Origin of the sequence: Microcoleus asticus IPMA8, from assembly GCF_013179805.1 — a bacterium.
Classification (GTDB): Bacteria; Cyanobacteriota; Cyanobacteriia; order Cyanobacteriales; family Microcoleaceae; genus Microcoleus; species Microcoleus asticus.
In genome coordinates this window covers 1-2,109 of the sequence record NZ_SRRZ01000274.1, presented here as the reverse complement: position 1 = coordinate 2,109, position 2,109 = coordinate 1, and the positions used below count along the sequence as shown (strand labels likewise).

Annotated in this window: 1 pseudogene; it reads right to left on the bottom strand. The window is 40.6% G+C overall.

What is annotated here, in order from left to right:
- Positions 1–1,654 precede the first annotated feature (1,654 nt).
- Positions 1,655–2,023, bottom strand: a pseudogene (locus E5S67_RS31745) (transposase); the annotation flags it as partial.
- Between the last annotated feature and the right edge of the window lie 86 nt (positions 2,024–2,109).

Sequence of the window (2,109 nt, the reverse complement as noted above, 5' to 3'; positions counted from 1 at the left end):
GTCTTGCTTTTGAGTGAGAAATACCCTGAATCGAGCGCCCATATATTAGTTACCTCACTAGAGCTATTTCTTCGTTTACTTATCTTAACATAGTTGTGTTTTTCCGCACCGACTTACTTACTTACCCTAAAAATGCTCGCGCGTATTGTTACAATCCCAGAAACAAGTCAGAATCGAATCATTAGCCTTTACTCTCTGCCATTACCGATTTTACAAAGTAGTCGTCGCCGTCATATACAACGATTTTTACAGATTAAGGCACTTAACATACTTGTGCTGTAGTTTCCGATTATCAAAGAAGCGATATTTCGTCAGATAAAAGCTGGTACTCAATTAGTCGTGGCATGGGATAGAACCCAAGGTCAAGAGTATAATGTCTTAATGGTAAGTGCGATTTATTAAAAAAGAGCTTTCCCGATATTCTGGACGCTGTTAGATAAACAAGGGGCTTCTAATCTAGCCGAACAACAACAAGTATTACGCCCAGTAGTTCGGCTATTAAAAAGATATAAATTAGTGATTGTTGGCGAGCGCGAATTTCATAGCATAGAGCTGGCACAATGGTTACACCGTCAGCGTTTGAGTTTCGTCCTCCGTCAAAAATGCAGTACCACTTTCCGAGAAAAAAGACAACCATTTCAATCCCTAGATACCATTCCAGTTCAACCAGGGATTAAATTTTTCTATCCGCAAATTAGTTTCACTCAAAAGAAAGGATTTTCTCGGTTTAACTTAGCTGCTTGTTGGAAGAGGAAATATCGAGGCAAACAATAAGATGAACCTGGGTATCTGTTAACTAATCTGCCGGATTTGAGAAGTGCGATCGGGGTTGACAGCAAACGTTACGGTATCGAAGCAATGTTTAAAGACTGTAAAACCGGAGGATATAACGAGCGAGGGTTCTCAAGCATCACCCGATAAATTGATTGTTTTAATGATTTTAATCGCCTTAGCCATGACTTCTGCGTGGTTACAAGGAAAAAGAACTAAGCTTCAGGGACAAGAGAAATATGTTTGTCGGATTAAAGAAATGGGCAGAACTAGGAGAAGACATAGCAACTTTGGGATTAGTTTGTATGGCTCTAATTGGCTAATTGCTGTTGACTCGTGTCAGGAGTGGGTAGACTCCATGCTGAGTTTAGTTCGCAATAAAAAGTCATTTTATCAGAAGGGATTGAGAGCCATAAAGCTTATAGAACCCATTTGATATCTAGGAAGCTAGCCTCTTAATCATCAACCTAATAAAACAAAGATTCATCTTGGCAGTTGCATTATCTAAAGTTCTCAAGGGAGTTTTTGATAAGAATTTTACACCGCTCCATCCAAGCATTGGAGCGCTCGATGACCCACCTCGCCTTAACTGGCACAAATCCCGATTGTCCTCTTTCTTATTTTTGTTTTTTTGAGGGGTTTTCCGAGAGTTTAAACTTAATTTGGGTGAGAATTTGTGGGTAAATATTCTTTAACTCAGCAGTCAAATTGTCGGGTGATATCCGTGGTCTAGCAAGATAGTGACTTTGGGAACATTAACGGGTTTAGACTTGAAATAACTGATGTTTTTGCTTAACATTTCAATTAAACCTGCATCATTTGATCAGCTAGCTTTCGTGCAGTGAGTTAAGAGGGTGTTTGAAAAGTCGAAGTAAGTCAAAAATCATGCCAGCCGTCGAACCATGATACGAATCATGGCGATATAAATGAAAGTCTCTGAGGTTTCGGGTAGTCTTTCGTAATCCTTGCTTAAACGCCGACACCAATTGAGCCAACCAAAAGTTCGTTCTACGACCCAACGTTTGGGTAAGTGGACGAAACCTTTCTTCTCTAAGGGTCTGAGGACAATTTCCACAAGCCAACGGAATGTATCCATGACCCATCGCATAAAGTCTTCCCCCCGATATCCACCATCCATCCAAATCGTATGCAACCGCTTAACTTTACCCTCCATGCGATGAACTTTGTGGAGAACTTGTTTGGCTCCTTGCCGTTCTGGCAGCGCAGCCGATGTCACCAAAACCCTTAAAACTGTAGTTTAGACTAAAAAATGAGCGCAGCTAAAAGTAGCCACCTTTGAATGTCAGGCAAGCTGTTGCTCAAAAACTCAAAAAGTAG